Annotated in this window: 21 protein-coding genes; 11 read left to right on the top strand and 10 right to left on the bottom strand. The window is 64.3% G+C overall.

Annotated elements, in window-relative coordinates; translation table 11 throughout:
• Positions 1 to 44 precede the first annotated feature (44 nt).
• Positions 45 to 758 carry a flagellar biosynthetic protein FliO gene (locus P9217_RS21650; protein WP_278087492.1) on the top strand — a complete coding sequence of 238 codons (714 nt, stop codon included), beginning with the start codon at positions 45 to 47 and terminating at the stop codon, positions 756 to 758.
• A gap of 84 nt (positions 759 to 842) precedes the next feature.
• Here P9217_RS21650 and dksA read toward each other — a convergent pair whose 3' ends face one another.
• The gene (gene dksA, locus P9217_RS21645) at positions 843 to 1,259 is read right to left on the bottom strand and encodes an RNA polymerase-binding protein DksA (RefSeq protein ID WP_040972254.1); all 417 of its coding nucleotides are present in this window, start codon (positions 1,257 to 1,259) and stop codon (positions 843 to 845) included.
• Positions 1,260 to 1,514: 255 nt separating this feature from the next.
• Here dksA and P9217_RS21640 point away from each other — a divergent pair, with 255 nt between their 5' ends.
• The 4 genes from P9217_RS21640 (at position 1,515) to P9217_RS21625 (ending at position 5,275) form a co-directional block, all read left to right on the top strand.
• Positions 1,515 to 2,018, top strand: a complete 504-nt coding sequence (locus tag P9217_RS21640) for a histidine phosphatase family protein (protein WP_067319736.1) — start codon at positions 1,515 to 1,517, stop codon at positions 2,016 to 2,018.
• A 63-nt stretch (positions 2,019 to 2,081) separates the two neighbouring features.
• A complete protein-coding gene (locus tag P9217_RS21635; RefSeq protein WP_095825311.1) occupies positions 2,082 to 3,545 on the top strand; it encodes a YcjX family protein in 1,464 nt (487 codons plus the stop codon).
• Entirely contained in the window at positions 3,542 to 4,621 is a 1,080-nt protein-coding gene (locus P9217_RS21630; protein WP_127241219.1) for a TIGR01620 family protein, read from the top strand. Before P9217_RS21635 ends, P9217_RS21630 begins: the two co-directional genes overlap by 4 nt.
• Positions 4,622 to 4,747: 126 nt before the next feature.
• A complete protein-coding gene (locus P9217_RS21625) occupies positions 4,748 to 5,275 on the top strand; it encodes a hypothetical protein (RefSeq protein WP_278087614.1) in 528 nt (175 codons plus the stop codon).
• Positions 5,276 to 5,343: 68 nt separating this feature from the next.
• On the opposite strand, the gene P9217_RS21620 is transcribed toward P9217_RS21625, so the two are convergent.
• Positions 5,344 to 5,661 carry a hypothetical protein gene (locus tag P9217_RS21620; RefSeq protein WP_278087491.1) on the bottom strand — a complete coding sequence of 106 codons (318 nt, stop codon included), beginning with the start codon at positions 5,659 to 5,661 and terminating at the stop codon, positions 5,344 to 5,346.
• A 222-nt stretch (positions 5,662 to 5,883) separates the two neighbouring features.
• Between P9217_RS21620 and P9217_RS21615 the strand changes: the two genes are divergently transcribed.
• Positions 5,884 to 7,719: a monovalent cation:proton antiporter-2 (CPA2) family protein gene (locus P9217_RS21615; protein WP_278087490.1), complete on the top strand. Its 1,836-nt coding sequence runs from the start codon at positions 5,884 to 5,886 to the stop codon at positions 7,717 to 7,719.
• Positions 7,720 to 7,729: 10 nt separating this feature from the next.
• On the top strand, positions 7,730 to 8,278 hold the full coding sequence (locus P9217_RS21610) for a DUF924 family protein (RefSeq protein WP_278087489.1): 549 nt from the start codon (positions 7,730 to 7,732) through the stop codon (positions 8,276 to 8,278).
• A gap of 64 nt (positions 8,279 to 8,342) precedes the next feature.
• Here the strand turns inward: P9217_RS21610 and folK are convergent, their stop codons facing one another.
• The 3 genes from folK to folP are packed head-to-tail and all read right to left on the bottom strand — an operon-like array spanning position 8,343 to position 10,052.
• Positions 8,343 to 8,855 (bottom strand): 2-amino-4-hydroxy-6-hydroxymethyldihydropteridine diphosphokinase, encoded by a 513-nt coding sequence (gene folK, locus P9217_RS21605; protein ID WP_127216235.1) that lies wholly within the window; start codon positions 8,853 to 8,855, stop codon positions 8,343 to 8,345.
• On the bottom strand, positions 8,839 to 9,198 hold the full coding sequence (gene folB / locus P9217_RS21600; protein ID WP_066992392.1) for a dihydroneopterin aldolase: 360 nt from the start codon (positions 9,196 to 9,198) through the stop codon (positions 8,839 to 8,841). The genes folK and folB overlap by 17 nt, the downstream gene beginning before the upstream one ends.
• A 2-nt stretch (positions 9,199 to 9,200) precedes the next feature.
• Positions 9,201 to 10,052, bottom strand: a complete 852-nt coding sequence (gene folP / locus P9217_RS21595) for a dihydropteroate synthase (RefSeq protein WP_278087488.1) — start codon at positions 10,050 to 10,052, stop codon at positions 9,201 to 9,203.
• 84 nt (positions 10,053 to 10,136) lie between these two features.
• On the opposite strand from folP, the gene P9217_RS21590 reads away from it, so the two are divergent.
• Both P9217_RS21590 and P9217_RS21585 read left to right on the top strand, forming a co-directional pair.
• Positions 10,137 to 10,757, top strand: coding sequence for a DUF922 domain-containing protein (locus tag P9217_RS21590; RefSeq protein WP_278087487.1), 621 nt, complete (start codon positions 10,137 to 10,139; stop codon positions 10,755 to 10,757).
• A 220-nt stretch (positions 10,758 to 10,977) separates the two neighbouring features.
• Positions 10,978 to 12,465, top strand: coding sequence for an MDR family MFS transporter (locus P9217_RS21585; RefSeq protein WP_095830001.1), 1,488 nt, complete (start codon positions 10,978 to 10,980; stop codon positions 12,463 to 12,465).
• A gap of 5 nt (positions 12,466 to 12,470) precedes the next feature.
• Here P9217_RS21585 and P9217_RS21580 read toward each other — a convergent pair whose 3' ends face one another.
• From P9217_RS21580 to P9217_RS21570, 3 genes are all read right to left on the bottom strand, one after another.
• Positions 12,471 to 13,502 carry an NAD(P)/FAD-dependent oxidoreductase gene (locus P9217_RS21580; RefSeq protein ID WP_067319714.1) on the bottom strand — a complete coding sequence of 344 codons (1,032 nt, stop codon included), beginning with the start codon at positions 13,500 to 13,502 and terminating at the stop codon, positions 12,471 to 12,473.
• A gap of 93 nt (positions 13,503 to 13,595) precedes the next feature.
• Positions 13,596 to 13,916: a 2Fe-2S iron-sulfur cluster-binding protein gene (locus P9217_RS21575; RefSeq protein ID WP_066992377.1), complete on the bottom strand. Its 321-nt coding sequence runs from the start codon at positions 13,914 to 13,916 to the stop codon at positions 13,596 to 13,598.
• Positions 13,917 to 14,023: 107 nt separating this feature from the next.
• Positions 14,024 to 14,392 (bottom strand): Hpt domain-containing protein, encoded by a 369-nt coding sequence (locus P9217_RS21570; RefSeq protein ID WP_066992375.1) that lies wholly within the window; start codon positions 14,390 to 14,392, stop codon positions 14,024 to 14,026.
• Between the two features lie 290 nt (positions 14,393 to 14,682).
• On the opposite strand from P9217_RS21570, the gene P9217_RS21565 reads away from it, so the two are divergent.
• Together P9217_RS21565 and P9217_RS21560 are read left to right on the top strand one after the other, a co-directional pair.
• Entirely contained in the window at positions 14,683 to 20,886 is a 6,204-nt protein-coding gene (locus P9217_RS21565; RefSeq protein ID WP_278087486.1) for a kinesin, read from the top strand.
• A gap of 106 nt (positions 20,887 to 20,992) precedes the next feature.
• The gene (locus P9217_RS21560; RefSeq protein WP_067328411.1) at positions 20,993 to 21,607 is read left to right on the top strand and encodes a 3'-5' exonuclease; all 615 of its coding nucleotides are present in this window, start codon (positions 20,993 to 20,995) and stop codon (positions 21,605 to 21,607) included.
• Between the two features lie 33 nt (positions 21,608 to 21,640).
• Here P9217_RS21560 and P9217_RS21555 read toward each other — a convergent pair whose 3' ends face one another.
• Positions 21,641 to 22,231, bottom strand: a complete 591-nt coding sequence (locus P9217_RS21555; protein WP_156751133.1) for an ABC-type transport auxiliary lipoprotein family protein — start codon at positions 22,229 to 22,231, stop codon at positions 21,641 to 21,643.
• An 88-nt stretch (positions 22,232 to 22,319) separates the two neighbouring features.
• Positions 22,320 to 23,693, bottom strand: coding sequence for an MlaD family protein (locus P9217_RS21550; RefSeq protein WP_095800813.1), 1,374 nt, complete (start codon positions 23,691 to 23,693; stop codon positions 22,320 to 22,322).
• Positions 23,694 to 23,697 lie beyond the last annotated feature (4 nt).

The following is a 23,697-nucleotide window of genomic DNA, read 5'->3' as shown; positions in this document are numbered from 1 at the left end:
TAAGGTCTAGTGTCGCGTCACTTCAAAGGCGATTGGGTGCACCGATGCTGCAGTGGCTGGATAGCGTAGCGGGGCCGGGTTATGTCGCTGCAATTCTATGGACGTTCGCGGCCCTTGTTCTGCTGGTCGTGGTCCTGCTCGTCATCAAGGTAGTCCGCAACCTGACTTTCGGCACCTTCGTTGCCGGAGGCCGGAATCGCAAGACACGGCTCGCCGTCATGGACGCCACCGCTGTCGACAGCCACCGCCGGCTGGTGCTGGTGCGGCGCGACGATATCGAACACCTCATCCTGATCGGCGGCCCGACTGATGTCGTGGTCGAACGAGACATAAGGCTGGCAGCACCTCGCCGTCCGGCGCTGACCGGAGACAGCGGCCAGCAGCAGGCCGCCGCGCCGCGCCCGCGGGCGCCTCAGCCCGCACCCGCCCCGGCCAGGCAGCCGACCGCACCGGCGCCGGCTCCCGTGAGCGAGCCCGTGTCGCGCCCGCGCGCGGCGCCCCCTCCGGCAAAGCCGCCGGTACCGCCTCCCCCGGCCGCGAAAGTCATGCCGCTCCCTGCGTATGGGACGAATGGCACTGGCCGGCAGGCCCCGCCGCAGCCCTCCAACGACTCGATCGACGACACACTACTGATGCACGAGCTCGAGGCATCGTTGGAGGAGTCCCATTCCAAACCGGCAAGCAAGCCGGCGGCGAAGCCCTCGCTCGATGACGAGATGACCAAGCTTCTCGGCGAGCTGGCCAGCCACAAACGCTGACCCCCAAAGGATTGCCGCTCAAAAAAGAAAATGGCCGGAAAGATCCGGCCATTTTCGCAAAACCTGCGTCTGTCCCAACCCGCGTCAGTCGTCGCGGTAGACCTTCTCGCGGCGTTCGTGGCGCTCCTGCGCCTCGATCGACAGCGTCGCGATCGGGCGGGCGTCGAGCCGCTTCAGCGCGATCGGCTCGCCGGTTTCCTCGCAATAGCCATAGGTGCCTTCGTCGATCCGCTGCAGCGCGGAGTCGATTTTCGAGATCAGCTTGCGCTGGCGATCGCGGGCGCGCAGTTCGATGGCTCGGTCGGTTTCGGAAGAGGCGCGGTCGGCTAGGTCGGGATGGTTGGCGTTTTCTTGCTGGAGGATTTCGAGTGTTTCACGCGCTTCGCGAAGGATGTCATTCTTCCATGTGATAAGCTTCTGGCGGAAGTATGATTTCTGCCGTTCGTTCATGAACGGCTCGTCTTCGGAGGGTACGTAATCGGCGGTAACGATGTCGTTCATTCGACTCACCCAACAACCCCAAATTTGGCGCCTATATATTCGCGGACAAGGGGCTGCACAAGCGGAAACAATAACAGTTTCACGCATTTGTTAGTCTTCGCAGCAGCAGGCATTCGCGGCGGCCATTTCTCAACGGTCGGGATCGAAATCATCAGCGATTCGGCGCGGTTGCGCGTCCTATGCCATTGTGCACGACACCGTTCTGGTGACTAATCGCCAAAACGCTCAGCGTATTCAACATAAAGGGGGAGCCGGTTGAGCAGACTTTATCTGTTGAGGCATGCCAAAGCCGGATGGGCGCTGCCCGGTGTTCGTGACTTCGATCGTCCGCTCGACGAATCGGGCATGGCCGACGCTGAGGCGATGGGTGACGCCATGCGGGCCCGGGACTACGTGCCGGATGTCACGCTCTGCTCCAACGCCAAGCGAGCACGGCAGACCCTGGAAGGCCTTGCGGGCCGCACCGACACCGGCCGGGTGCTGTTCTTCGACACACTCTACAGCGAAGATGCCGCCGGTTACCTCGAAATCATTCGTAAGAACGGCGGGGCCGGCTCATTGCTGGTGATCGGCCACAATCCGATGACCGAGGACCTGGCCATGGCGGTGTCGGGCGACGGCGATGAGACCGCGCGAGGCATGCTCAACCACGGCTTTCCCACTTCCGGACTCGCCGTCGTGCGTTTTCCCGGCAATCTCGGTGAAGCAGGCCAAGGCCGTGGTTATCTCGAGGCCTTTCTCAGTCCCGCCGATCTCTGACACCATTTCAAACGCCTTGCCCAAGGCCTATATCGGGCCCTGACGGGCGACCCAGAGGCAGATTTGGCATCATCGCTGACCACTTTCACCGACGAGGCGAGGATTGCGCTCGACACGTTGTCGGGCCGGGCCGCCGGGCTCTTCTCCCCATCCCTGCGACTGGGCGTCACCGGCCTCTCCCGCGCCGGCAAGACGGTGTTCATTTCCGCTCTCGTCCATAACCTTATCCATGGCGGGCGGCTGCCGCTGTTCGAAGCGCAAAAATCGGGCCGCATCGCCCGCGCCTTGCTCGAGGAGCAGCCGGACGACGCCGTCCCGCGCTTCCAGTACGAGGACCATGTCGCGGCCCTGGTCGACGACCGTGTCTGGCCGGATTCGACGCGCGCGATTTCAGAGCTGAGGCTGACTATCGAATACGAGTCGGCCTCCGGCTGGAACCGGCTGTTTTCGGCCGGAAAGCTGTCGATCGACATCGTCGATTATCCCGGCGAATGGCTGCTTGACCTGCCGCTGCTCGGTAAATCTTTCGCCGATTTTTCGCGCGAGGCGGTGGAGCTGGCCGCCCTGCCGGTCCGCTCCGACCTGTCACAGGCGTGGCAGGAGCTGGCCTCCTCAGTCGATCCGGACGCCGACGCGGACGAGATGACGGCGCGCCGTCTCGCCGAAAGCTTCGCCGCCTATCTCACGGCCTGCAAGCTCGACGAACGTGCGCTGTCGACGCTGCCGCCGGGTCGTTTCCTGATGCCGGGCGATCTCGAAGGCTCGCCGGCGCTGACCTTCGCGCCGCTGATGAAATTGTCGGAACGGCGCCGCCCCGGATCGCTGCAGGCGATGATGGAGCGCCGCTACGAAGCCTACAAGACCCATGTCGTAAAACCGTTCTTTCGCGAGCATATCACCCGTCTCGACCGCCAGATCGTGCTGATAGACGCCATGCAGGCGCTCAACGCCGGCCCGGCCGCCATGGCCGACCTCGAACGGGCCGTCACCGAAATCCTCTCCTGCTTCCGACCCGGGCGGGGCAATTTCGTCACCGACCTGTTTTCGAGGCGCATCGACCGCATCCTGGTGGCGGCGACCAAAGCCGACCAGTTGCACCACGAAAGCCATGACCGGCTGCAGGCGATCGTGCGCCGCCTGGCCGACCGGGCGGTGGCGCGGGCCAATTTCAGCGGCGCCGATGTCGATGTGGTCGCCATGGCGGCGGTGCGCTCGACCCGCGAGGGCACCGTGAAGCAAGGCCGCGAGACATTGCCGGTGATCATCGGCACGCCCTTGAAAGGCGAGAAGATCAACGGCGAGACATTCGACGGCAAAGCCGAAACAGCCATATTTCCCGGTGACTTGCCGGAAAAGGTCGATCCCGTGTTCGACGTTTCCGGGCAGCAGGCGGAAAACAATGCGATCCGTTTCGTGCGCTTTCGTCCGCCGAAGCTCGAGCGGACGGCCGAAGGCGTCACGCTGTCTTTGCCGCATATTCGCCTCGACCGCGCGCTTCAGTTCCTGATCGGAGATCGTTTGGCATGAATCCGCCCCGCAAACCGGCGGCCTTCCGCATCGAGCCCGAGCCCGCGCCAAGGCACGAGGCGCCGCAGAAGCGTGGCGCCGAACAGCCCGTGCGCAGGCCACGCGCCGCCAGGGCCGATGTCGCCGTGGTCATTCCCTCGGAGATCGACGTTTTCGACCAGCCGGATATCGAGCAGGCCCCGCCGCCACCGGCGACCGCTCCAAGGAGGCGCTCGCTGCTGGCACGCCTGTTTTTCGGAGCTTTCGGCGTGCTTGTCTCGCTCGCGGTGGGCCTGTGGACGGATCAGCTCATCCGTGATCTTTTCGCGCGCGCCGAATGGCTGGGCTGGCTGGCGGCCGGCATGGCGGCCATCGCGCTTTTGTCGCTGCTGATCGTCCTGATCCGCGAGTTCCTCGCCATCGCACGCCTCGCTGAGGTCGAGAAACTACAGCGACGGGCCGTGGATGCGGTGGCGCGCGACGACCCCAAGGCCGCGCGCGCTCTGGTCGACGAGCTTTCCGCCTTCGTCGCGGCAAAACCGGAGACCGCGGCCGGCCGCCGCTCGCTCGCCGAATTGCGCGGCGAGATTATTGATGGCGCCAATCTGGTGCGGCTCGCCGAGACCGAGATTCTGTCGCCGCTCGATGCCCGCGCCAAGATGATGATCCTGGAGGCCGCGAAGCGCGTCTCGCTGGTGACGGCGGTCAGCCCGCGCGCGTTGGTCGACGTCGCCTATGTCGTGTTCGAAGCCGGCAGGTTGATCCGGCGCCTGTCGGAACTTTATGGCGGCCGTCCCGGCACGCTGGGCTTCTTCCGCCTGGCGCGCGGTGTGCTTGCCCATCTCGCGGTGACCGGCTCGATCGCCGTCGGCGACAGTTTCGTGCAGCAGATCGTCGGCCACGGCCTTGCCGTGAAGCTCTCGGCAAAGCTTGGTGAAGGCGTCGTCAACGGCATGATGACGGCGCGCATCGGCATCGCGGCGATGGAAACGACGCGCCCGCTGCCGTTCATTGCGGTAAAGCGACCGGGGCTAGGCGATTTCCTCTCGGCATTGACCTCGTTCGCGACGCGAAAGGATGGCCGAAGCGAGCAGTAAGGTAAATGCAGAAACGGTCGCCAGTGACGAAGCATTAACCAATCTTCTTCATGGTCACTCTGGTTCCAACAGCAGACTCGTTCGTGCCGGGTGTTGTCAATGAGAAGCGTAATCTTGTCCTGCGTCATGACCGCAACGGTTGCGGCCGCCGTACCGCTCGGCCTCGTCGAAAGGGCCTTTGGAGCAGAGGCTGACAAGCAGTTTTTCCGCTCGGTCGAAGGCAAATGGGTCGGCCCTGGCGAAATCATCGCCGGCAAATACAAGGGCACGAAATTCACCTGCAATTTCAACGGTTCCACGCCGGACGGCAAGGTCGGCATGACGCTAGACGGCGACTGCCGGGTCGGCGTCTTCACCCAGAAGATGTCGGCGACGGTCGAACGCCGGGGCCGGGATGGTTACAAAGGCACTTTCATGGGCGGCTCGACCGGCAACGGCATGGACATTGTCGGCGGCAATGTCGTCGATCCCCAAAAGGTCGTCTTCACCATTAACCGCAATCAGTTGAACGGCGTCATGCAGGCGCGCGTTCCCGACGACAATTCGATGACCGTGACGGTCGCCGTGCGCGTCGACAAGCAGCTGGTGCCGGTCATCGGCATGAGCCTAAAGCGGGTCGACGCGGTCGAAGTCGGCTCGATCGCGAAGAACTGAGCAAAGGCGATCGAGGAAGACAAAAGGCGGCAGCCAATGGCCACCGCCTTCTTTCGTTTTGACTTGGCTCAACCCTTGATGGCGGCAGTCACTTCGTCATATGCCTTGCAGGCTTCGTCCAGCGTCGTGGCATTCTGATATTTCGTCGTCACGGCCTGCACCTTGGCCGTCAGATCAGCCGCCTTGCTCGGATCCTTGGTGATTGCTTCCTGAAGCGCGGCAGCCATGTCCTGCGCCTTCTTGGCGGCGATCTCCTGTGTGCACTCCGGTCCCTTCGAACAGGCCGAAACGGCCAGCGCCGCAACGCCAACGGCAACGAGCAAAAAATTCTTCATGTCAGTCATCTCCTCAAAAAAAGGCAGCGGCCCATCGCCGCTGCCCTCCAATGGCTGAAGCTCCATAGCCAAAGCCTACCGGCCTTAACCTTTGATTGTGGCGGCGCGCAACGACCGGGCTCCGTAAACTTGTGTACGAAGCTGCAGCGGGAGTTTGCCTGACGGCACACGCTCGTTTTCGGGCCGACACCCCTGCTCTTCCTGCCAGGCCCCCTGCCCTTGCCTCGCACTCCCGCTGCATGCAAGGAGTGCTGAAACGAAAGGACGGTAGTCATGGCGGCTGAAGCATCGGGCAGCGATCTCGTACAGGTAGTGGCGCTGCTCGCTGCCGGCGTGATCGCCGTGCCGATCTTCAAGCGCATCGGGCTGGGCTCCATCCTCGGCTATCTCGCTGCCGGTGTGGTCATCGGGCCGTTCGGCCTCCGCATTTTTTCCGAATCGGAAGCCATCCTTCACGTCGCCGAGCTTGGCGTCGTCATGTTCCTGTTCATCATCGGCCTGGAAATGCAGCCGTCGCGACTCTGGGGCCTGCGCCGGGAAATCTTTGGTCTCGGCGCGCTGCAGGTTGGCGTCTGCGCCGTTCTGTTGACGCTTGTCGGCCTGGCCGGAGGCTTTCCGATCGCGCAATCCTTCGTCGCCGGCGCCGGCTTCGTGCTGACCTCGACCGCGATCGTCATGCAACTGCTCGAGGAGCGCGGCGAGATCGCCGCGCCCAAAGGGCAGCGCATCGTCTCGATCCTTCTGCTCGAAGACCTGATGATCGTGCCACTTCTGGCGCTGGTGGCGTTCCTGGCGCCGGGGGGCGCGGAGACCAGCCTGTCTGAGCGCTTGACCGAAGTGGGGATCGGGATCGCGGCGATCGTCGGCCTCGTCGTGGCCGGTCGCTATCTGCTCAACCCGCTCTTCCGCATCCTGGCCGATGCCCGCGCCCGCGAAGTGATGACGGCCGCCGCCCTGCTGGTGGTGCTTGGGTCGGCGCTAGCCATGCAGCTTTCCGGTTTGTCGATGGCGATGGGTGCGTTCCTCGCCGGCGTGCTGCTCTCCGAATCGACCTTCCGCCACCAGCTCGAAGCCGATATCGAGCCGTTTCGCGGCATCCTGCTCGGCCTGTTCTTTCTTGCCGTCGGCATGTCGCTCGACCTTGGCGTCGTCGCCCAGAACTGGCGCCTAGTCGCCATTTATGTCGTCGCCTATATGGTCATGAAGGGGCTCGGCATCTATCTGGTCGCGCGTATGCTCAAGAGCGGCCATCGCGAGGCGCTCGAGCGCGCCGTCGTCATGGCCCAGGGCGGCGAATTCGCCTTTGTGCTCTATTCCGCGGCCGCCGTCGTCGGCATCATCGACGGTCAGGCCAATTCCACGCTGGCCGCCATCGTCATCATCTCCATGGTGCTGACGCCCGTGGCTATCTTGGCTCTGCGCTACCTCACCCCGCGCGACGAGCAATCGCTGGAAGGCGTCGACATCGCCGACGGGCTAACCGGCAGCGTGCTGATCATCGGCTTCGGCCGCTTCGGCCAGATCGCCAGCCAGCCGCTGCTTTTGCGCGGCCTCGACGTCTCGATCATCGACAATGAGGTCGAGATGATCCAGGCGGCGGCCGATTTCGGCTTCAAGGTCTATTACGGCGACGGCACGCGGCTCGACATCCTGCGTGCGGCGGGCGCTGGCCGCGCGCGCGCCGTGCTGATCTGCGTCGACAAACCGGACGTGGCCGTGCGCATCGCGCAATTGATCAAGGCGGAATTCCCGCTAGTTACTATCTTGGCGCGCGCCTTCGACCGCGGCACCGCGCTGCAACTCATCCGCGCCGGCGTCGACTATCAGTTGCGCGAGACCTTTGAATCGGCGCTGGTCTTCGGCGGCTCGGCCCTGGAAGCGCTGGGCGTCGATCCGGAGGAGGTAGGCGAGGTGATCGAGGACGTTCGCCGCCGCGACACAGCTCGCATCGAGACACAGCTCGCCGAAGGTATCCGCGCCGGCCAGCGCTTTCTCAAAGGCAATATCGGCACGCCGATCCCGACCCCGCTCGCGCAGCCGCGCCGCGCCGGCCGGGCGCTGAACGAAGAGACGGCCGGCGTGCTGAACAAGGCAGAGACGAAGAGCTGAGGAGCAACGCATGGCAGAACTCGACCCTCGGGCGCTTGCCGTCACCAAATTCTGGCGCGATGCCGGCGAGGACGCCTGGTTCGAAAAGAACGACGCGTTCGACTCGGGTTTCCGCGACTGCTTCCTCGAGCTGCACCACGCCGCCGCCCGGCGCGAATGCGACGCCTGGAGCGAGCATGCCGAAGGATCGCTGGCGTTGATGATCCTGCTCGACCAGTTTCCGCGCAACTGCTTCCGCGGCACCGGACATATGTACGCGACCGATCCGCTGGCCAGGCATTTCGCCGACCTGGCGATCGCCGCCGGTCAGGATCTCGAGCTCGAAGAAGCGCTTCGTGTCTTCCTCTATCTCCCCTTCGAGCATTCGGAGTCGCTCGCGGATCAGGAACGCTCGCTCGAACTCACAGCGGCCAGGGCGCCGGAGTATCTCAAATACGCCAAGGAGCACCTGGAGATCATCCAGCGCTTCGGGCGCTTCCCGCATCGAAACAAAATGCTCGGCCGCGAGACGACGCCCGAGGAAAAGACGTTTCTCGAGGGCGGCGGTTTCTCCGGCTGATAGCCGGACCAATTCCAGAAGTGTAGCGGTTTTCCGCCCAGAAAATTGCTTGAAAACAAACGGCTCAGCCGAGCCACCACTCGCGGCCGGACGGCAGCCGCTCGATCCCCGAAATATCGACGGCGCCGAGCCGCTCCGACACGCTTTTGTTGCCGACCACAAGATCGGGCGCGATCTCGGCCAGCGGCGCCAGCACGAAGGCCCGCTCCAGCATGCGCGGGTGGGGAACCTCAAGACCCGTCTCGTGGATCACCCGGTCACCGAACACCAGAATGTCGATGTCGATCAGGCGCGGCCCCCAACGTTCCTCGCGCACCCGCTTCAGGCGCCTCTCGACATCCAGGCAGAGATCGAGCAGGTCGCGTGGCGAGCGCGCGGTTTCGATGCCGGCCGAGGCATTAAGAAAATCCGGCTGGTCGAGCTTGCCCCACGGCGGCGTCCGGTACAGCGAGGAAACAGCGGTGACGCGCGTCTTGTCGTCGCCGTCCAGCATGCGCAGCGCCGCGGCCATGGATTTCGCCGGATCGCCGAGATTCCCGCCGAGGCTAAGGTAGACGGCGCTATTGGGGCCAGACAACTGTCACCTCGACATGATCGAGCACGCCCGGAACCGGGGCGTTCGGCTTGCGCACCGTAATTTCCGCTTTCCTGATCTGCGGAAAGCGCGCCGCCAGCGCCTTCGCCACTTCCAGCGCCAGCGCCTCGATCAGGAAACGCCGGTGCCCGGTGACGATCTTCTCGATGACCGCGAAGGCGATGCCGTAATTGACGGTATCCTCGATCGAATCGTCCTCCAGCGGCCGGCTGGGCTCGACGGTGAGTTCGGCGTCGACATAAAAACGCTGGCCGAGCGTCTCCTCCTCGTCCAGCACGCCGTGCCGGGCAAAGAAGGCGCAGTTCTTCATGCGGATGACATACATCGTCAGCGTCCGGGAGAAAGTTTTTCTCGCGTCAGCATAGCATCGGCCATCGCCAGCGCATCCACGTTGATTGCGACATCGTGGACGCGAAAAAGATCGGCTCCCTTGAGCCGCAGAATGACGCTCGTGGCCGCGGTGCCGACAGCACGCTCAGCAGGCTCGCGACCCGTGACGCCGCCGATAAAACGCTTTCGCGACGTCCCCGCCATCAGCGGAAAGCCGAGCGCCAGGAGTTCGGAGAACCGCGCCATCAGATCGAGATTTTCCTCCGTCGTTTCCTTGGCAAAGCCGAAACCGGCGTCGAGCACGATCTGGTTCTCGGCAACATTGCTGGCGCGCGCGATCTCCAGCGATTTGCTGAGGAACAGAAGCTGGTCCTCGATCAAGTCCGACAGCTTCTGGCGCTCACGGCCGGTGTGCATGATGATCAGGCCGGCGCCGGTTTCGGCCGCGACTCTCGCGATGCCGGGCTCGCGCTGCAGTCCCCAGACATCGTTGACGATATGCGCCCCCGCAGCGACGGCCCGCCGCGCGGTGTCCTCGCGATAGGTGTCGACCGAAATCAGCGCCTCGCCCGATGCCGCGAGCGCCTCGATGACCGGCAGCACCCGCGTCTGCTCTTCTTCGGCGCTGATCGGGGCAAAACCGGGCCGCGTCGATTCCCCGCCGATGTCGATGATGGCCGCGCCCTCTTCCGCCATGCGGCGCGCCTGGGCTATCGCCTTCTCCGGCGCGATGAACAATCCCCCGTCGGAAAAACTATCCGGCGTGACGTTGAGGATGCCGACTACGACCGACTTGGGGCCGAGGTCGAGATGGCGTCCATGCGCGAGCTGCCACCGCCTTGTCGTCATTGTCCATCAACCATGCGTGATCCGCGCGAAATCAATTTCGTTGCGCCGGCAACGGCCGTAAAGCAAGGTGCGTGAAGAGGCAACATGATGAACCGTTCCCTGCTCTGCGCCCTGATGCTCACGCTGGCCGCCACGCCGGCCGCCGCGGCGAATCTGGTGAAGACCTACAGCTATTTCAGCGTCGGCGGCCGCACGCTGGACGACATCGAAAAACAGCTGACGAAAAACGGACCGGAAGTGAAGAGCACCGGCTCCCGGCATCCGGGCGCAACGCAGATGGCCTTCACCACCCGCGTCAGCTACGCGCAGACCGCGAATTCCTGCCGGATCGCGAACGCGCAGGTGACCGTGAAGGTCAAGGTGATCCTCCCGGAATGGCGGCGCCCGCGCAAGGCGGATCCGGAGGTCAGGCTGTTCTGGGATACGCTGTCGGCCGACATCAAGCGCCACGAAGAGCGCCATGTCGAGATCGCCAAGAATCACGCGCGCGAACTCGAGGACGCGCTGAAGGCGACTTATCCGCAAAGGACCTGCGAAGCCGCGAACGCCCAGGCCGCCCAGATCTCGGCCGCCATCCTCGCCAAGCACGATCGCGCCCAGGTGCAGTTCGACCGCGTCGAAAGCGTCAATTTCGAGAGCCGAATCATCCGGCTCCTGCGCTACCGGATGCAGCGCACCCAAAGCGGGCGGTTGCCGCCGGCTTGACCATTGGACCGGTGGTGCCGGCGAAAGCCAACACCGCCGAAACAATGGTGCCAGATTCCAGAAAACTTTCGAGCATCGGTCGAAAACGGCCTATATCGACCGACATATATCGGGTTTGCCGTCCGGCGGACTTTGGAAACCGAGATACGAATGACGGGCGCAGGACGCCCCGCACCGGCTGCTTCTTGCCGACGGCGCACCGACCTTGAAAGAGTGACGCATGGACCAGACCGTCGACAATCGCACGACGATGAGGACAATGGCCTCGCCGTCGATCAGCGAGAGCGAGAAGAACGCCATCATCGGCGGCGTGCTCTTGTCGATGCTTCTGGCGGCGCTTGACCAGACCATTGTGTCGCCTGCCTTGCCGACCATCGCGCGCGCGCTCGGCCACGCCGAATACCTGCCCTGGATCGTGACCGGCTATCTGCTGACGGCCACTGCGATGGCGCCGCTCTACGGCAAGATTTCCGACGTCTACGGCCGCCGGCCGGTCATCTACGCCGCCATCCTGATCTTTCTTTTGGGATCGCTGGTCAGCGCCCTGGCCCCCAACATGCTGGTGCTGGTCATCGGCCGGGCGATCCAGGGGGCCGGCGGCGGCGGCCTTTTCGCGCTGACGCAAACCGTCATCGGCGATCTGGTGCCGCCACGCGAGCGGGCCCGCTACGCCGCATGGATCTCCGGCACCTGGGCGGTGGCCAGCGTCGCCGGCCCGCTGCTTGGCGGTGTCTTCGCAGAGCATCTCCACTGGTCGTTGATTTTCTGGATCAACCTGCCGATCGGCTTCCTGGCGATGGCCATCATCAACAATCCGCTGAAGAAGTTGCCGATCGCGGCCAAACATCACCGCATCGACGGGCTGGGCGCAGTGCTCTTGGTGATCGCCACGGCGCTGCTGCTTCTGGCGCTCAACTGGGGTGGCAGCACCTATCCATGGTTCTCGCCGGAAATCCTTGGGCTGGTGGCCTGCTCGGCCGCGTTCTGGGCGTTGTTCGCGCTGCGGCTGCTGAGGGCCAGTGAGCCTTTGATCTCGCTCGAGGTGCTGGGCAACCGGATCGTGCTCGCCGGCACGTTGTCGATGTTCCTGCTGCAGGCGGCAAATATCGGGGCGTCGGTTTACCTGCCGGTCTATCTGCAATCGGTCGTCGGGCTCTCGGTCAGTGAATCCGGCATCGCCATGCTGGGTCTCCTGCTCGGCACCGTTGCCGGTGCCACTTTCAGCGGCCGCATGATCCCGCGCTTCGTCCACTACAAGCGCATTGCCATGGTCGGCGTCAGTTTGGCGATCGCGTGCATCGGGGTGCTGAGTGCCATTGCGACACACGCGTCGCTGCTCGAAGTCGAAATCCTGACGACCCTCATTGGCCTCGGCAGTGGCACGACCTTCCCGGTCAGCACCGTCTCGGTACAGAATGCGGTCGATCGCGCCCATCTCGGTGTCGCGACTGGCGTCCTGACCTTCCTGCGCACACTGGGCGGCGCGCTTGGCGTCGCCCTGCTCGGCGCCGTCGCGCTCGGCTACGGCCTGCCGCTCGCCGCCGAGGGCTCGCAGACGCATATCGAGCTGACATCGGCAATGCCGTTCGTGATGATCTTCCTCACCGCCGGCATCACTCTTGTTCTTGCATTGATCGCGCTGGCGCTGATGCCGGAAAAGCCGCTGCGCGGCAAGGACGAGCACGCAGCGCCCGTGCTCGCCGAATGATCACGTCAATCGTGGACGCCGAGCTTCTTTTGCAGGCTGGTCGACGAGGTCGTGTACTGGAAGACGATGCGCTCGCCCGGGCTGACGATGCGTTTTGCGGCCTGCGCCATCAGGGCGACCTCATGGAAACCTGAGAGGATCAGCTTCAGCTTGCCCGGATACCAGTTGATGTCGCCGATGGCGAAGATGCCGGGAACCGACGTCTGGAATTTCTCGGTGTCGACCGGGATGAGGTTCTCATGCAGGTTCAGCCCCCATTCGGCGATCGGCCCGAGTTTCATGGTGAGGCCGAAGAACGGCAGCATGCGCGTACATGGCACCTCGATGTCGCCATCCGGGCCACCCTTGATGGTGGCGGACGAGAGCTGGCCGTCGGCGCCTGCGAGCCCGCTCACCTGACCGACCAGGAATTCCAGCTCTTTCATCTCCTGCATGGCGTACATCTTGTTGACGCTGTCGGGCGCAGCCCGGAATTCCGGACGCCGGTGGACAAGTGTCACGCTTTTGGCGATCGGCTGCAGGTTGAGCGTCCAGTCGAGCGCCGAATCGCCGCCTCCGACGATGACGAGATCGTGGCCGCGGAAATCTTCCATGCGCCGGACCGAATAGAACACGCTCTTGCCTTCGTAGCTCTCGATGCCCGGGATGGGCGGTCGCTTGGGCTGGAATGAGCCGCCGCCGGCGGCGATCACCACCACCTTGGCTTCGAACACCTCAGCCTCGTCCGTGGTGACGCGGAAGCTGCCGTCCTCGAGCTTTTCGAGGCTTGAGACCATCCGGTTGAAAGTGAAGTCCGGCTTGAAGGGATGGATCTGTTCGAGCAGCTTGTCGACCAGACCCTGCGCAGTGATCATCGGCCAGCCGGGAATGTCGTAGATCGGCTTTTCCGGATAGAGTTCGGCGCATTGCCCGCCGGGACGATCGAGGATGTCGATGAGATGGCACTTCATGTCGAAGAGCCCGAGTTCGAACACGGCGAATAGGCCGACCGGCCCTGCCCCGACAATGAGTACGTCCGTCTTGATCGTGTCCGTCATCAGCTCCGCCCCATTTTGGGAATGCTGGCGACAGTGCATGAGCATTGGCCCGCTGCCAAGCAGCCACGGCAAAATTGGAAACGGAGACTTGGTTCAGCCCTGCCGTTCGGGAACGCGCACGACCAGCCCGTCGAGCGCGTCGCGCACCTTGATCTGGCAGGACAGGCGCGAGTTGGGCCGGACGTCGTAGGCGAAGTCCAGCATGTCCTCCTCCATCGCTTCCGGCTCGCCGACCTCACCCGTCCAGGCCTCGTCGACATAGACATGACAGGTCGCGCAGGCGCAGGCGCCGCCGCATTCGGCCTCGATGCCGGGCACCGCGTTGCGGATCGCGTTTTCCATGACGGTCGAGCCGTTCTCGGCCTCCACGTCGAATTGAGTACCGTCATTGGCGATGTAAGTCAGCTTGGCCATTTGTCACCTGAGGAGTCGCAGCCGAGATAATCACTCCGCCGGACAAGTCAACTGCGGCGCGAAAGCGCCACCGCATGACGTTTTTTCTGGATGTGCCCCCTGGAGGACTACCGGCTGATGGCGGCGATGAAGTCCCGCACTTCATCGATCAGCACGCCCAGCTTCCTCAGGATGCGACCATCCTCAGGCTGCTTTTCAATGGCTGCAGCGCATTCGGCGACGGCAAAGGCGCCGATGCCGCGGGCCGAGCCTTTCAGGCCGTGTGCAAGGAGCACCCGTTCCTTGGCATCGGCATCGACGATCTTGTCGCGCACCGAAAGCGCCTGCTGCACGAACAGCGCCAGCACCTCCTGTTCGAGCGCGCGATCATCCATCGTCTGCCGCGCAAGGTGGGCCATATCCACAGGTCGCGAACCTGCCGTCCCCGACACGTCCCCGCCGGGCATGGAAAACGCAATACCAATCTCGCCACGCATACGCACTGCTACTCCAAGAAAGGGCGGCCGGCGGCCCGAAAATAGGCGGATTCCCGTCGCCAACGGGTTAACGATTGCCGGGGAAAAATGTTGTCACGGAGGCAGCCAAATCACGCTCTCGTTAACCTTATATTTAAAGTTTTACGTATCGCCGGGAATGCATGTTTTCTTTACCCGTGTGTGTCATTACGATACGAACGTCCATTTTCAGCCTCCTGTCTGGGACCAGACAAGCCAGAATCAGGCCAAAATCATAAGTCCCGCGGCAGCTAGTACAGGGTAGCGAAGGCATGGCTAAGAAACCGACGACGACCAAATCTCTCGAGAGCGACGTGGCCGCGGAACTGGAAAAGGCGCTTGACCTTGACCTGAACGGCGACGAAGGCGGGCTCGACATGGCGGCGTCGATGGAAGATCTCGAGGCCCAGATTTCGGCGGCCGCGGATGAACTGGCGCGCGAAGGCCGCAGCCATAGAATCGAGCCGGCAAATGAGCCTCAGGCCGCGAAGGCGGCGCCCCAGCCGAAGCCGGCGGAACTGCGCCCGCTCGAATCGCGCGCCTCGCAACCGAACGGTTTTACGCCGGCTCCTGCCGGTTTCACGCCGGCCAATGACGATCGCCAAAAGGATTACCGGACGCTTCTGCATGGCCTCAACCGGCGCGCTTCGAGCACCGTTTACTGGGTGATCGCGTTCATTTCACTCGCCTGGATCGCGGGCGCCGGCGGCCTCGCCAACCTGCTGTTCGGGCCGAGCATCTGGCAGATCCGCACTCTCGACCAGTTCTTCGCCCGCCCCGAGCTGATCGGCCTGGCGGTCGCGGCGATCATCCCAGTCATCCTGTTCTGGGCCTTCGCCGCCATGATCCGGCGCGCGCAGGAAATGCGCATCGCCGCGCAATCCATGACCGAAGTGGCCTTCCGCCTCGCCGAGCCGGAAAACCTTGCCCAAGACCGCGTCATGATGATCGGTCAGGCCGTTCGCCGCGAGGTCGCCGCCATGGGTGAAGGCATCGAACGCACTTTGGCCCGCGCCGTCGAGCTCGAAACCCTCGTCCACAGCGAAGTCAACCAGATCGAGCGCTCCTATTCCGAGAACGAAGCGCGTATCCGCTCGCTGGTCGACGGGCTGGGCAGCGAGCGCGAAGCTGTCGTTAGCCATGCCGAGCGCGTGCGCGCTTCGATCCACGGCGCGCACGAGACGCTGCGCGACGAGATCGGTGCCGCCAGCGATATCATCCGCGATTCGATCCTCAATGCCTCGACCAAGCTGTCGATGACGATCAACAATTCGGGCGACACGCTGATCGATCGCATCAACGAGAGCTCGCTGTCGATCTTCGATTCGGTGGAAACCCGGCTCGACACGATCACTGACCGCCTGTCGACCTCGGGCGAGGCCTTCGCCAGCCTGCTCGACACCCGCATCGCCAAGCTGACCGACACCACGGACGGCCTTACCCGTTCGCTGACCGATCTTCTTGACGATCGCACCAACGGCATGGTTTCGCTGCTCGGCGGCGCCGCCCGAACACTGAACTCCGAGTTCGAAGCAAGCCTCAGCGGCATCGAGCGGACGCTGGCCGAGCGCGGCCAGGCGCTGATCAGCGAGTTCCAGACCCGCGCCGAAGCACTCGACACCGGCACCCAGAAGCTCAATGCCGCGCTCGAAGCGCGTGCCCGCCAGATCAACGAAACTCTGGTCGAACGTGCGCGCGAGATCGCCAACACCTTCGCCGAGAGCAAGGACCAGCTGTCGTCGATGATCGATCAGGGCAAGACCCAGATCGGTGCCGACATGGCCGACATCATCTCGTCGACCTCTTCCATGCTCGAAGCCCGCGCCACGGATTTCGCCGGACGCATGGAGGCGGCCCGCCATGTCGTGTCGCGCGCCTTCGACTCCGACATCCAGCGCCTCGCCGATGCTCGCGCCGGCATTGACGAAGCCATCGAAGACCACAGCCGGAAGCTCTCCGACAGCAGCAACCGTATGGCCGCCGCCATGCAGGAGGATCTCGCGAAATTCGCCGAGAGTCGCGCCGGCATCGATGAGGCCGTGGCCAGTCAGGTCCAAAAACTGGCCGAGGGCCGCAGCCTTATCTCTCGCGCGCTGGAAGAGGACCTGCGCAAGGTCAACGAGTCCCACGCGGCCATCGACGCCTCGCTCGGCGCCCATCTCGAGCAGCTCCAAGAGAGTCGCAACCGCCTCTCCCAGGCGCTGAACGAAGACTCCGGCAAACTCGTGCAAGCCCGCACCATAATTGACGAAATGGTCGCTGGACATGTCGGCAAGCTGGCCGAGGGCCGCAACATTCTGGCGCGCGCACTGGAAGCCGATCTCGGCAAACTGGCGGACAGCCGCGCCTCGATCGACGGCCTGGTCGCCGGCCAGGTCGAGAAGATCGCCGAGGGCCGCGCCGTGCTCGCCAAGGCGCTGGAGACCGACATCGCCGGGATAAGGGACCTGATCGAGACCCATTCGGCCAAGCTCGCGGAGGACAGGGGTGAACTCAGCCGCGCGCTGGAGGGAGACCTGAGCGGAATCCGAAGCCTGATCGACAGCCACGCCGGCAGGCTTGTCGAGGACCGCAGCCTGCTGTCCCAGACGCTCGAATCCGATCTCGCCAAGTTGGCCGAGAGCCGCGCCTCGATCGACGGCCTGGTCGCCGGCCAGGTCGAGAAGCTCGCCGAAGGCCGCGATATCTTGAAGCGTGCCCTGGAAGCCGACATCAACACCATCAGGGGTGCCATTGCGGGACACTCCGAGAAGGTGCAGGAGGAACGCGCTCAGCTGTCGCAGGCCCTGGAGGCCGACCTGCAGACCGTCGGCGGCGCAATCTCCGATCACCAGAACAGGCTCGTCCAGGACCGCGCCGTGCTGTCGAAGTCGCTCGAGGACGATCTGGCCAAGCTGGCCGAGAGCCGTTCCAGCATCGATGGCTTGGTGGCCGGCCAGGTCGAGAAGCTTGCCGAGGGCCGCGATATCCTCAAACGCGCGCTGGAAGCGGACCTCAACACCATCCAGAGCGCCATCGTCGATCATTCGCAGAAGATCGCCGACCATCGCGCCGAGCTGTCGCGCGTCCTGGATGCCGACATGGCCAATGCCAGCGGCCTCATGCAGACCCACGCCGACAGGCTGGTCCAGGACCGCTCGACCCTGTCCAAGGCCTTGGAGGACGATCTCGCCAAGCTGGCCGAAAGCCGGTCCTCGATCGATGGTCTGGTCGCTGGCCAGGTGGAGAAGCTGGCCGAAGGCCGCGATATCCTCAAGCGTGCGCTCGAAGCGGACCTCGCCAAGCTCGCCGAAAGCCGCGCCTCGATCGACGGCCTCGTTGCCGCCCAGGTGGACAAGCTCGCGGAAGGCCGCGATGTCCTCACGCGCGCCCTCGAGGCCGACCTGGCCAAGCTCGCCGAGAGCCGCGCCGGCATCGACGGGCTGGTCTCCGGCCAGGTGGAAAAGCTCGCCGAGGGTCGCGACATCCTCAAGCGGGCGCTTGAATCCGATCTGCAGAAGCTGGCGGAAAGCCGCTCCGAGATCGACGGCGTCATCGCCGGTCACATCGGCAAGCTGTCCGAAGGCCGCGACATGCTGGCCCGCGCGCTGGAAGATGACCTCGTCAAGCTCGCCGAAGCGCGCAAGGACGTCGACCGTTCGGTGTCCGGCCATATCGACCAGATCGCGGCCAAGAGCAGCGACATCTCGGCGGCGATCGCTGCCGATGTCGAGAAGATCGAGCAGGCCTTCAGCCGCCAGACCGGCATCATCGAAGAACGCGCCGGCACCATGGAGCGTGCGCTTTCGGCCGGCGTCGAAAATGTCCGCGGCGTCCTCGAAAAGACCGCCGTCTTCGTTGCCGGCGCGCTGCGCGACAAGGTGATGGAAATCACCAGCACGCTGCACGAGCAGGCGGGCGCTGCCTTCAGCGACGCCGATCGCAAGATCGCCGAACGCGCCGAACAGACTTCGGCTGCGCTGCTCGCCCGGGCCGAAGAGATTGCCAACGCCTTCGAGCAGGCCGACCGCCGCCTGCACGAGCGCGCGCAGGACACCTCGAGTATGCTGATGGCCCGCGCCGATGACGCGTCCAACGCGCTCATGGCCCGTGCCGAGGAAACCGCCGACAAGCTCGCCGCCCGCGCCGGCGAGATCGCCGGCACCTTCGACGCCGCCGATCAGAAACTGGTCGCCCGCGCGGTCGAAACGGCGCAGTCGCTCGCAGCCCGCGCCGGCGACATCCTGCGCAACTTCGAGGGCGCGGACGAGCGCCTCAGCATGCGCATCACCGAATCGGCCGAAGCGCTGGCCGCCCGCGCTTCGGATCTCGGCCGCATCTTCGACGCCGCCGACCAGCATCTGATCTCGCGCATTGCCGAAGGTTCGGAGGCGCTGTCGTCGCGGGCGTCTGAAATTGCCCGCATCTTCGACGACGCCGACAACCGTTTGGTGTCGCGCATCGCCAGCAGCACCTCGACCATCGGCGAACATGCCGACACCATTGTCGGCGCATTCGCCGCCACCGAGCAGCGCGTCGCCGACCGTGCCCGCCAGACCGGCCAGGAACTCGCCGTCCACGCCCGTGAGATCGAGCAGGCGCTCGCCGGTGCCGACGAACGCCTGGCCTCGAGCGCCGCTGCGGCCGCGGCCCGTGTCGAGGAGCAGGTTGCGAGCGTCGAGAACCGGCTCGCCTATGGCGCCGAAACGATGGGTCAGAAGCTCAGCGAGCAGGTCTCCAGCGCCGAGGCGCAGCTCATATCGCGCGCCAACGTCATTGCCGAAACCTTCACCGCGGTCGGCCAGCATATCGGCCAGAGCACCAACGAGGCGGCAAAGACCATTGGCGCCAACACCCGCGAGCTCAACACCATGCTTGCGGCGCGCTCCTCCGAAATGTCGAAGATTCTCGACGAGACGGCGCGTCCGCTGGTCGAGCGCTTCGCCCAGGGCGGCTCCGAGCTGCAAAAGAGGATGGAAGAGGTCACCGAACAGGCGACCGAGAAGCTGCGCAGCGAAAGCGCGGCCCTCGTCAATGCGCTCGCCAACCGTACCGCGGAGACGCTCTCGGCGGTCGAGGGCGCCCGCTCGACGCTGGCCGACAGCGTTGCCGACCTTATCGGCCGCATGACCACCTCCAGCGCGCAGCTCAGTCAGCTGATCGACCAGGCGGCCGTCAATCTCGGCCAGGTCGAGGAGCGCCTGAGCGGCAGCACGCAGAGCTTCGCGGCGACCACCGAGAAGGCGGCCCAGACCTTTGCCAGCTCGGCGCGCCTCGTTGATTCCAACACGACGCGGCTCACCGATCTGTCGTCGGCGACGTTGCGCGAGGTCGCCTCGATCGCGACCAAGTTCGACGAGCACAGCCGCCTGCTGTCGAGCGCCTCGGACCTGCTGAGCTCCGCGCAGAGCAATCTCGAGCACACGCTGGAGCGGCAGTCGTCGCTGGAAGACCTCGCCGTCGGTCTGGTCAAGAAGTCGGAAGACCTCGAGAAAGTCATGCGCTCCTTCGAGACTCTTGTGGGCCAGACGATGCAGAATGCCGAGGGCCGGACGATGGAATCGGCGGAGAAGATTCGCACCGCCATCGCCGAGGTCGTCGATTCGGCGACGCGCCGCTTCGCCGACGCGACCGAGGAGATGCGGCGCACTGCGGGCTCCATCAAGAGCGAGCTGGACCTCACCCGCGCCGAGCTCAAGAAAGGCGTCATCGAGATGCCGGAGGAGGCCAAGGAATCGACCTCGGCCATCCGCCGCGCCGTCGCCGAGCAGATTAACGCGCTCAAGGAACTGTCGGATATCGTTGCGAAATCCGGCCGCAGCGGCAGCAGCGAGACCGGCGAGCCGCGCGCCCTGCGCCCCGCGCCGCAGTCGCCCGCCCGCCCCGCCGAGCAGCCGCTGCGCCGCCCGCCGGCGCCGCAGCAGCCTCAGCCGGAGCGCCCGGCGCCGCAGGCACCGCCCGGCGAGACGACGCTGCGCGGCACGCTCGATCTCGAGCGCCCGGCGGAAGCGCCGCGCCGCGATCCGAACGGCCGCACGCAGCAGGGCGGCTGGGTGCGCGATCTCCTGACCAACGCCTCGCGCGAGGAAGAGCTGAAGCCGGCGACGCCCGCGGAAGCACCGCGCGCGACCCCTGCCCAGCGTTCGCCGCTGCATGTCATGGAATCGCTCAATTCGCTGTCCGTCGACATCGCCCGCGCCATCGACCATGACGCCTCGATCGAGCTGTGGAACCGCTACCGCCGCGGCGAGCGCGACGTGTTCACGCGCCGGCTCTACACGCTGAAGGGCCAGCAGACCTTCGACGAGATCCGCCGCAAGTATCAGGCCGAGGCCGAGTTCCGCGCCGCCGTCGACCGCTACTGCGACGATTTCGAGAAGCTGCTCAAGGATGTGTCGCGCAACGACCGCGACAACATCATGGCGCAAACCTATCTCACGTCGGACACCGGCAAGGTCTACACGATGCTGGCCCACGCCAGCGGCCGCCTGCACTGAGCGGGGCACATATCAGACACTGAAGCGGGGCCATTGCTCCGCTTCTTCATTTTAGAATCCACTTCCAGTTTGACGCAGGTCCCATCTTCGAATTGGCGGGAAGGCCTTGAAGACAGCGATAATCTTCGACTGCGAATTTCTTTGCCTCCAAGGCTCGCAACGCAGATTTTGGTGCGCGGCTCATGATCCCGATCCGGTCATAGCCCAGGTCGGCGCAGTAAAGCTCGGACTTGAGGGGGAGTTTCCCCTATTAGGCACGCACCGCGCCTATGTGCAACCGATTGACCGATTCGGCCGGGGATACGCGCTTGATCCGTTTTTCACCCAGCTCACCGGCATCACTGAAGAAACCCTGGAGACCGAGGGAGTCGGATTGGCAGAAGCTCTTGCCGACATCGACCGGTTCTCCGACGGTGCGCGCTTTTGGTCCTGGGGCAAGGACGAGCTGAACATGGTCGCGATCAGTTGTTATGTCGCCGGCATTCCCGTTTCCATACCAGCCAACCGGTTCGACAATGCAGTCAAGCTGCTGCTAGCGGCAGGGATGCCGATCGAAGATTTGGCGAGGACACCCAGCAACAAGCTGGCGGACTATTATGGCGTCGACCACGCTCCGTTGCGGGCACACGACGCGCTCGACGATGCGCTATCGCTGACCTACACCCTGCAACATCTGTTGAAATCCGAAAAATTGCAGGCAGACGTCTTCGAGTGTTTGTAGCCTGCGTGGCACCGCACCGGCACGCGCATTCGTTCAGATCACCGAATCGGTCCAGCGGACGATGTCCTTCGCCGCTTGGCCGAACGCGTTGTCCAGGGCACCGACATAAGCGGCATTTCCGCCGCCCGAGACCGGTGCGCTGGCCGTGAAGTCCTTCGAGGCGCGCACCTCGCCATTGCGATCGTTGAGGATGCGCACGAACAGCTCGACATCGGCATGTTCGCCGCCATTGACCCGGACTTCGAAGGACCGCACCTCGACGATGATCTGGTAGTCGATCGCCAAACCCTCGCCCGGCTTGCCGACACCGGCAAAGCTGCCGGAGCGCTGAAAAGTCTCGGCGAGCCTTGCCTGCACGATCAGCGGCAGGCGGTCCGCCCATTGCGCGCCCTTGAGGAACTGGATCGACTGGTCGGACGGCCTGATCACGATGTTCTGGCTGTCCAGCGCCTTCAACGCCGAGGGTTGGGCGATCAGGATCTGGCGGCGGCTGTGGCCCCGCATGTCGAGCGAAGGCGCGGAAAGCTCGAACGTGTCGAGCGGCGCCGGCCTGCCCCCCAGTACCGCGCAGCCTGCAAGCGTGAACACGAGCGCCGCGGCAGCAACGGACTTCAACCCTCTCACTGACTTCACGCGCGATCCCCACTGTCCCCGGATCTGACGATCAACTTACAGCTGCAATCCATGTTCTTGGCGTTCGCAGCAGCGGAAGTCAACGCCGTGCCCTGCCGTCAAACTGACGGACCTCCCCCTCGCCGCCCGTCAGTATGCGCTGCGGGTTGCGGCTGAGATCTGTCACCGCTTCCTCGATTCGGCTGATCGAGCGCCGGCTGGCCTGGACCAGCGCCTCGACATCCTGCAGCCCCTGGCCGGAGAAGCGCGACAGATTGTCGACGATGGTGCCCAGCCGAGAGTTCAGCGTATCGGCAACCTGCTTGAAGGACTTCAGCGTCGCCCGAGCATCGGCCATTACGCCATTGGCTTCACCGGACCCGAGAAGCTTGTCGACCTTCTCGAGAATTCCGTCGACGCGCACGGAGGCGTCGTTGAGGCGTTGCGCAAGCTGGCGGGCATTCTTGATCGTATCGTTGATGTCGTCGGAGCGGTTGGCGATCTTGTCGGTGACCTTGGCGATGTCGGCGGCCGCCTTGTTGGCGCTGTCGCTCGCCTTCTGGATGTTGGCGAGCGCCGTACGGACATCCGCCGGATCTATCCCATCGAGAACGCCGTTGACCTTGGCGAGCGTCCCTTGCGTCTGCTTGGCGAAGTCGTTGACCGACCCCACCGCGGCATCGACGTTCTTCAGCACGCCGTCCAACTGTCCGCTGGTTTCCTTGAGGTTCGCGGTGACAGTGTCGACATTGGCGACGATGCTCTTGATCCGGTCCTTGTCGACCGAATTGAGCAGGCCCTCGGCCGCCTTCAGCGTGCTGTCGAGTCGGCCCGACACATTTTGCAATTGCTCCGAAAGCGAGCTCACGGCGGACAGGAATTTATCGATGCCGTCCGAATTCTTGGCCAGCGCGTTGGAAAAGGTCTCGACGTTCTTGACTGTCTGCGTCAGCGGTCCGCGAACATCCTTGGTGAAGCCTTCCAACTCGGAAAGCACCTTGTCGGCACGCGTGAAGATGTTCTGCGCCGTCTGCAGCAGGTTGGTCACGGCCGACGGATTGGCGACGATCTCCGGAACCCTGCCTTCTTTCTCGGCCTGGTCGAGCAGCTTCACTTCCTTTGGATCGGCGCCTTTCAGCTCGATATTGGCCTGGCCGGTGAGGCCGGCGAGCCCGATATCGGCCTGCGTCGACTTGGTGATCGGCGTCATGCGGTCGATCTCGGTATCGGCGATGGCGACCGTCGGGTTGTCGACATCGATATAGACCCGTTTGACGTCGCCCACCTTGACGCCGTTGAACAGCACGAAGCTGCCGCGGCCAAGGCCCGAAGCCGAGCCCGGGATGCGCACGCGCAACAGCGTCGTCTCGCCACGCTCGCCGATCGCGGCCGTCCAGTAGACGAAGGCGAAGGCCGCGAGGATGGCGGCCAGCGTGAAAATGCCGACAATGACGTAGTTGGCTCTGGTTTCCATTGCC

The organism is Mesorhizobium sp. WSM4989, from assembly GCF_029625795.1.
GTDB lineage: Bacteria > Pseudomonadota > Alphaproteobacteria > Rhizobiales > Rhizobiaceae > Mesorhizobium.
This window is presented reverse-complemented; position numbering and strand designations above follow the sequence as displayed.